At 72.3% G+C, this 7,522-nt stretch carries 7 protein-coding genes; 5 read left to right on the plus strand and 2 right to left on the minus strand.

What is annotated here, in order from left to right:
* The first annotated feature begins 90 nt into the window (after positions 1-90).
* From ACFYYT_RS02015 to ACFYYT_RS02030, 4 genes are all read left to right on the plus strand, one after another.
* Positions 91-1,053, plus strand: a complete 963-nt coding sequence (locus tag ACFYYT_RS02015; RefSeq protein ID WP_351827466.1) for an OB-fold domain-containing protein — start codon at positions 91-93, stop codon at positions 1,051-1,053.
* Complete coding sequence (locus ACFYYT_RS02020; RefSeq protein ID WP_351827464.1) at positions 1,053-2,120, plus strand: thiolase domain-containing protein; 1,068 nt, start codon at positions 1,053-1,055, stop codon at positions 2,118-2,120. Before ACFYYT_RS02015 ends, ACFYYT_RS02020 begins: the two co-directional genes overlap by 1 nt.
* Positions 2,117-3,292 carry a thiolase domain-containing protein gene (locus tag ACFYYT_RS02025; RefSeq protein ID WP_351827461.1) on the plus strand — a complete coding sequence of 392 codons (1,176 nt, stop codon included), beginning with the start codon at positions 2,117-2,119 and terminating at the stop codon, positions 3,290-3,292. The genes ACFYYT_RS02020 and ACFYYT_RS02025 overlap by 4 nt, the downstream gene beginning before the upstream one ends.
* Before the next feature lie 109 nt (positions 3,293-3,401).
* Complete coding sequence (locus ACFYYT_RS02030) at positions 3,402-3,614, plus strand: DUF397 domain-containing protein (protein WP_351827485.1); 213 nt, start codon at positions 3,402-3,404, stop codon at positions 3,612-3,614.
* A 22-nt stretch (positions 3,615-3,636) separates the two neighbouring features.
* On the opposite strand, the gene ACFYYT_RS02035 is transcribed toward ACFYYT_RS02030, so the two are convergent.
* Complete coding sequence (locus ACFYYT_RS02035) at positions 3,637-3,999, minus strand: hypothetical protein (RefSeq protein WP_351827458.1); 363 nt, start codon at positions 3,997-3,999, stop codon at positions 3,637-3,639.
* Between the two features lie 14 nt (positions 4,000-4,013).
* Positions 4,014-6,602 carry an AAA family ATPase gene (locus ACFYYT_RS02040; RefSeq protein ID WP_351827455.1) on the minus strand — a complete coding sequence of 863 codons (2,589 nt, stop codon included), beginning with the start codon at positions 6,600-6,602 and terminating at the stop codon, positions 4,014-4,016.
* 400 nt (positions 6,603-7,002) lie between these two features.
* Here ACFYYT_RS02040 and ACFYYT_RS02045 point away from each other — a divergent pair.
* A partial coding sequence (locus tag ACFYYT_RS02045; RefSeq protein WP_388606776.1) for a hypothetical protein occupies positions 7,003-7,522 on the plus strand: 520 nt, incomplete at its 3' end.

Below are 7,522 nucleotides of genomic sequence, written 5' to 3' on the forward strand. Positions count from 1 at the left end.
CGGCAGGGCCCGTACCGCGGACGTACCTCCCCACCCCGGGGCTCCGCCCCCGCCCCGCCCCGGGGCCCTCCCGAGAATCGGAGACCAGCCATGACAGCCGCCCCCCCACCCCAGGTGCTCCGCGCGCCGCTCGTCGTCGAGTTCCCCTTCACCCGCTCCCTCGGACCCGTGCAGAGCGCCTTCCTGACCGGCCTGCGCGAACGGGTCGTGCTCGGCGTCCGGACCACCGCCGGAAAGGTGATGGTGCCCCCCGTCGAGTACGACCCCGTCACCGCCGACGAACTGCGCGAACTCGTCGAGGTCGCGCCGACCGGCACCGTCACCACCTGGGCCTGGAACGGCGAACCCCGCTCCCAGCAGCCCCTCGCCACCCCCTTCGCGTGGGTCCTCGTACGCCTCGACGGCGCCGACACCGCGATCCTGCACGCCCTCGACGCCCCCGGCCCCGACGCGGTCCGCACCGGCATGCGGGTACGGATCCGCTGGGCCGCCGACCGCACCGGCGCCATCACCGACATCGCCTGCTTCGAGCCGGACGCGGAACCGGCCGGCCCCGGCACGGCCGCACCGCACGACGGAACCTTCGCCGACCCCGTCACCGGCATCGTCGCCGAAGCCCGCCTCGACTACACCTACAGCCCCGGCCGCGCCCAGACCGCCTACATCAACGCCCTCGCCGAGCGGCGCACCGTCGGCGAGCGCTGCCCCTCCTGCCTCAAGGTCTACGTCCCCCCGCGCGGCGCGTGCCCCACCTGCGGGGTGGCCACCACCGACCGGGTCGAGGTCGGCCCGGCCGGCACCGTCACCACGTACTGCATCGTCAACATCAAGGCGCGCGGCCTCGACATCGAAGTGCCCTACGTCTACGCCCACATCGCCCTCGACGGCGCCGACCTCGCCCTCCACGGCCGGATCGGCGGCATCCCGTACGACCAGGTCCGCATGGGCCTGCGCGTCGAGCCGGTGTGGTCCGACGGCGGCCGCCACCCCGACCACTACCGCCCCACCGGCGAGCCGGACGCGGACTACGACGCGTACAAGGAGCTCATCTGATGCCAGGAACGAGCCGGTACGCCCGGGACGTGGCCGTCGTCGCGTTCGCGCAGAGCGACCACGCGCGCCGCACCGACGAACTCAGCGAAGTCGAAATGGTCATGCCGGTCCTGCACCGGGTCCTGGAGGCCACCGGACTGAAGGCCGGCGAGATCGGCTTCACCTGCTCCGGCTCCAGCGACTACCTCGCGGGCCGGGCCTTCTCCTTCACCATGACCCTCGACGGAGTCGGCGCCTGGCCCCCGATCTCCGAATCGCACGTCGAGATGGACGGCGCCTGGGCCCTCTACGAAGCCTGGGTCAAGATCCAGACGGGCGAGGCCGACACCGCGCTGGTCTACTCGTACGGGAAGTCCTCCCCGGGCCCCGTGCGCGACGTCCTCACCCGCCAGCTGGACCCGTACTACCTCGCCCCCCTCTGGCCCGACTCGGTGGCCCTGGCCGCCCTCCAGGCCCGGGCGCTGATCGACGCGGGGGAGACCGACGAGGACGCGCTCGCCGCCATCGGCGCCCGCAGCCGGCGCGCCGCCGAGGACAACCCGCACGCCCAGCTGCGGGGGGCCGTCCCGCAGGGCGACTACCTGGTGGCGCCGCTGCGCACCGGAGACTGCCCGCCCATCGGCGACGGGGCGGCCGCCGTGGTCCTCGCCGCCGGGGACACCGCGCGGCGGCTGTGCGCACGCCCCGCCTGGATCACCGGCATCGACCACCGCATCGAGGCGCACGGCCTGGGCCTGCGGGACCTCACCGATTCCCCGTCCACCCGGCTCGCCGCCGAGCGGGCCGGACTCTTCGGAGCCCCCGTGGACACGGCGGAACTGCACGCCCCGTTCTCCTCCCAGGAGGTCGTGCTCCGCAAGGCCCTCGGCCTCGGGGAGGACGTGGCCGTCAACCCCTCCGGCGGGGCCCTCGCCGCCAACCCCGTCATGGCGGCGGGCCTGATCCGCATCGGCGAGGCGGCCGCGCGCATCCACCGCGGCGAGTCCGACCGGGCTGTCGCCCACGCCACCTCCGGCCCCTGCCTCCAGCAGAACCTGGTCGCCGTCCTGGAAGGGGAACGGGCATGAGCAGCACGGGCAAGGAGCCGGTCGCCGTCGTCGGCGTCGGCCAGACCAAGCACGTCGCCGCCCGGCACGACGTCTCGATCGCCGGGCTGGTCCGCGAGGCGGCGGCCCGCGCCCTCGCCGACGCCGAGTTGACCTGGGCGGACGTCGACGCGGTCGTCATCGGCAAGGCCCCCGACTTCTTCGAGGGGGTGATGATGCCCGAGCTGTACCTCGCGGACGCCCTCGGCGCGGTCGGCAAGCCCATGCTCCGCGTCCACACGGCGGGGTCCGTCGGCGGGTCCACGGCGCTGGTCGCCGCCAACCTGGTCGCGGCCCGCGTCCACCGGACCGTACTGACCCTCGCGTTCGAGAAGCAGTCCGAATCCAACGCCATGTGGGGGCTGTCCCTGCCCGTCCCCTTCCAGCAGCCGCTGCTGGCCGGCGCGGGCGGCTTCTTCGCCCCGCACGTGCGCGCGTACATGCGGCGCACCGGCGCCCCCGACTCGGTGGGCTCGCTCGTCGCGTACAAGGACCGGCGCAACGCGCTCAAGAACCCGTACGCGCACCTGCACGAGCACGACATCACCCTGGAGAAGGTCCAGGCCTCCCCGATGCTCTGGGACCCGATCCGCTACTCCGAGACCTGCCCTTCCTCGGACGGGGCCTGCGCGATGGTCCTCACCGACCGGGCGGGCGCGGCCCGTTCGCCGAAACCGCCCGCCTGGGTGCACGGCGGGGCCATGCGCAGCGAGCCGACCCTCTTCGCGGGCAAGGACTTCGTCTCCCCGCAGGCCGGCAAGGACTGCGCGGCCGACGTCTACCGGCAGGCCGGGATCACCGACCCGCGCCGGGAGATCGACGCCGTCGAGATGTACGTGCCGTTCTCCTGGTACGAGCCCATGTGGCTGGAGAACCTGGGCTTCGCGGAGGAGGGCGAGGGCTGGAAGCTCACCGAGGCCGGGGTCACCGAACTCGACGGGGACCTGCCCGTGAACCCCTCCGGCGGGGTGCTGTCCACCAACCCGATCGGCGCCTCCGGCATGATCCGCTTCGCGGAGGCGGCCCTCCAGGTACGGGGGCTGGCCGGCGAGCACCAGGTCCCGCAGGCCCGCCGGGCGATGGGGCACGCCTATGGGGGCGGGGCGCAGTTCTTCGCGATGTGGCTGGTCGGAGCCGGGGAGCCGACCAGCTGAGGCGGGGCGGACCGGGCGCCGCCCGCCGCGGCCTGTGCGGCACCGGCCGCGATGGCTACCCTTGGCCCCCGGACGACGTACCGGGAGGAGCACGCACGTGGCCGAGAGCATGACGCGGTGGGGCAAGCCCGAGCTCGATCTCAGCGGGGCGGACTGGCAGCCGGGCAGCCGGGGGGTGGGCGACGTCCAGGTCGCCTTCGTGGAGGGGTTCATCGCCATGCGCAACGGCGAGCGCCCCGACGGCCCCTCGCTGATCTTCGCACCCGACGAATGGCGCAGGTTCGTGCTGGACGCGCGCGGCGGCCGGTTCGACCCGGCCTGAGTGCTCCGGGCGGGGCGGCGGATCACGAGCCGGAGCCGGGCCCGGAGTCGCTGCCCGGTCCGCCGACGGGACGGACGTCGTTCAGGCTGTCCACGATGACGGCGGACGGCGCGGGCGACGGCGTGGGCACCTGTATGAGCCGCGGGATGTAGACGATGTCGCCGCCGCGGTACTCCGCCTTCCACGACGTCCGGTAGCACACGACCCGGTCCGGGTCGCCCCGCGCCGCATAGCACCGGGGCGCCGATGCCGACGCCGTGGGCGCGGCCCCCGACTCCTGCGGCAGGGCGGCCGCCGCGGCCGCCGACGCGCCCCAGGCGCCGAGTGCCATGCAGCAGGAGGCCGCGGCCGCGAGGCCGGTACGTCGGATCGCTGGTCTTCTCATCCTCATCACCTGAGTCAGGGTTCGCAATGGTGGAGCTTGCGTGCGGCTTCGTGGCGGGTGTGCACGCCGAGTTTGGCCAGTACGGCGCCCACGTGATGTCCGGCGGTCTTGGGCGTGATGTAGAGGCGGCCGGCGATCTCGGCATCTGTCAGACCCTCGGTCAGCAGCTTCATGACGTCGAGCTCCCGGTTGGTCAGCCCGTACGGATTGCTACGGGTCGCCGACCGCGGCCCACGCAAGCCGGGGCGGACACCGCGGGCACGCATCACGGCGCGGGTGTGTGCCGCCGCCGGCTGGGCACCGAGGGCCTCGAAGGCGGTCAGGGCCTGGTGCAGGGCGGGAGCGTCGCCGGCCAGGCGGGCCAGCGCGGCGTCGTAGGGGCAGTCGAGCCCGTCCCACCGTTCCGCGGCGCCGGCCCAGTCGCCGGCCAGCTCCAGCGCGTAGGGTCCGGCCGCCGCGACCGGCGGCGCCGTACCTCCGGCGCGCCGGATCCAGCAGGCCAGCGGGCCGGACAGCCACGGGTGGGTGCGATCGGCCAGCGCGGCCAGCGCGCGCCCGGCCTCCGCCCGCACCAGTTGGTGGTCACCGGCCAGCCAGGCCGCCTCCACCCGGGCCTCCCGGCCCAGGCCCGTGTCCAGCAGGCAGTCCGGGTCGACCAGCTCCGCCGCCTGCTCCAGCAGCGGCGAGCCCCGGGCCTTACCCTGACGGGCCTGCACCAGCCCGAGAACGGTCAGGGCCGTGGACCGGGCGAGCGGCGGGGCGTGGGGATGGGACAGGACCGCCCGTGCGGCATCGGCGGCCGGGGTCCACGCGCCCCGGTTCAGCAGTCCCGTGCTTCCCCAGGCCCTCGCGCACAGCAGGTAGCACTGGAGGTCTCGGTCGAGGCAGTACGACTCCGCGCGGCTCACGGTCGCGCCGGTCCGGGAGACATCGCGTTGCAGCGCGGCCAGCCAGCACGTGAGGAGCGCCAGCAGGCCCGAATCCACCGGCAGGTCCCGGTCCAGCGCGCTGGACAGTGCCTGCTCGCAGCCTTCCCAGCCACCCTCCCCGCACAGCATGCGTGCCGCCGCGGTATGGAAGCGCGCCTGTACGAGCACCCCCGTATCGCCGAAGCGTTCGCCGAGAGCGTTCGCCTTCTCGGCGTACGCGGCGGTCGCCCCCTCCCCTTCGTGCCCGTAGCAGGCCAGTCGGCAGAGGTTCAGGTACGCCCGCGCCAGCTCCTGGCTCGGGCCCAGTCCTTCGAGCACCCGTACGGCGTCCTGGCCGGTGCGTCTGGCCTCGGCGGCCCTCCCGGCCGGCCACAGCCAGCCCGACAGCCAGCGCAGATCGTCCCCTTCGCGCAGCGGGTCGCCGAGCATGAGGCGCACCCGTACCGCCGAACGAAGGGCGGCGATCCCCTCGTCCAGCCGGCTGGACAGGAGACAGGCCTGGGAATGGCCCTCCAGCAGAGGAGCCAACCGGTCCGGCGGCAGGCGGTCCGCGTACAGCAGCGCCCGGGCGTACTGGCCGGCCGCCTCCCGGTACGCGCCCGACGAGGCGGCCCGGGAGGCCGCCGCGGGCGCGTACCGGAGCACGGCATCCGGATCCCCGGCGCCCTCCGCATGATCGGCCAGCAGCGCCAGATCCTCCGCGACGACCGGACCGGACCCCACGAGCGCCAGCACCTGTCGGTGCACCCCCAGCCGGAAGGCGGCGGGGACGGCGTCCAGTACGGCCAGCCGGGTCAGTTCGTGCCGGAACTCGGTGCGCTCTCCGTCGGTGCACACGATCCCACAAGCCACGGCCTCGTCGAGGGGCTCCTCCGGGTCCGGCACGATGCCGGCCAGCAACTTCAGCGGAACCGGGCGGCCCAGGACGGCCAGCACGTCGACGGCCTTCCGCGCGGCGGCCGACAGTCCGGCCAGCCGGCCGGCGACGGCCTCGCGCACCGAGGCCGGGATGGGTTCGCCGGGTGCGGCCAGGACTGCGGTCACGAGGAACGGATTTCCGGCGGAGAGGTGATGGAGCTGCTCGGCGTCGACGCTGTACCCGGTGGCGAGCCGGGCCACGGCCGGGCGGCTCAACGGAGCCAGATCCTGGCGGTAGACCCACGGGTAACCGGCCAGGGTGCCGAGGAGGCCGTTGAGGTGATGGGTGCGGCCGATCTCGTCGTCCCGGTACGTGACCACCACCAGGGCCGGTACTTTCGGCAGCCGCCGGACCAGGTATCGGAGCAGGTCGAGCGTGGACTCGTCCGCCCAGTGGACGTCCTCGACGACGAGCAGGCCGGGGCAGGTGCCGAGGTCGGCCAGTAGGTGATCGAACACCTCGTCGGTGCGGCAGGATCCCGCCGCCACCCCGTTCAGGGCGGCACGTACCGGTCGGCCCAGGTACGGGGCGAGGTCCATCAGGGGGCCGAGTGGGCGGGGAGTGGTCAGCGGGTCACAAGCGCCGACGAGGATCCGGATGTGCGGGTCGGTCAGCTTTTCCAACTGGCGGACGACGGCGGTTCTGCCGATTCCGGCTTCTCCCCGCAAAAGGACCAGACGTCCGGGGCCGCTCACGGCCGCTTCGAGGTGGCCGAGGAGGGTCTGGAACACGACCTCTCGCTCTAGCAGATCCATCACATGTCATTTTCTCCCCGTCCACAGGGCCGCGCAAAAGATCCAGGAGCCTCGGGGCGGCCTGACGGCCGCCGTGGTGTTGCGGAAGGCCGGGGCGGAATGTGGGGGGCCGGACGGGGATCGTGGGGCGGTTCGTCGTGGAACTTGGGGTGCACGCCCGATGTACCGCCCCGCTGGCGGGGCGCATCCTGGCGGCAGAGTCCCAACCCGGGGTCTCCCAGGCCCGCGGTTCACACAGGCCTGCACGCATAGCGTGCCGTCCACTCCGCGCCTTCGAAACGAATCCGGAAACGAATGCCGGCCAGAGAGCGCGAGGCGCCTCTGACCCGGTTTGCCGTCGAGCCGCTTCCGGGTCGGACCGGGTCGCGAATCAGCGTGGTTCAGATGGAAGGAAATCGTCATGCTCAATAAGGTCGCCAAGCGGGCGGCGATGCTGACCGCATCGGCAGCTCTGGCGGTGGGAGGTGCGGTGGCGGTTCCCTCCGCCGCATTTGCTGCTCCGACACCCACCGTGACTCACGCGCAGGTGCCGAACGACAACGGCGGGAACAACAACAACAACAATAACAACGGTGGAGGAGGGGGAAACAACAACAACAACAATAACAACAACGGTGGAGGAAAGGCCAACAACAACAACAATAACAACAACAACAACAAGTGCCGCAACGGGAACCAGAACAACAAGAACTGCCGTCCGGCCGCGAACAACAACAACAACAATAACAACGGCGGTGGAAAGGCCAACAACAATAACAACAACAACAACGGAGGCGGCGGAGCGAACAACAACAATAACAACAACAACGGAGGCGGCGGAGCCAACAACAACAATAACAACAACAACGGAGGCGGCGGAGCGAACAACAACAATAACAACAACAACAACGGTGGAGGCGGAGCGAACAACAACAATAACA

Origin of the sequence: Streptomyces sp. NPDC002032 (genome assembly GCF_042890765.1) — a bacterium.
Classification (GTDB): Bacteria; Actinomycetota; Actinomycetes; order Streptomycetales; family Streptomycetaceae; genus Streptomyces.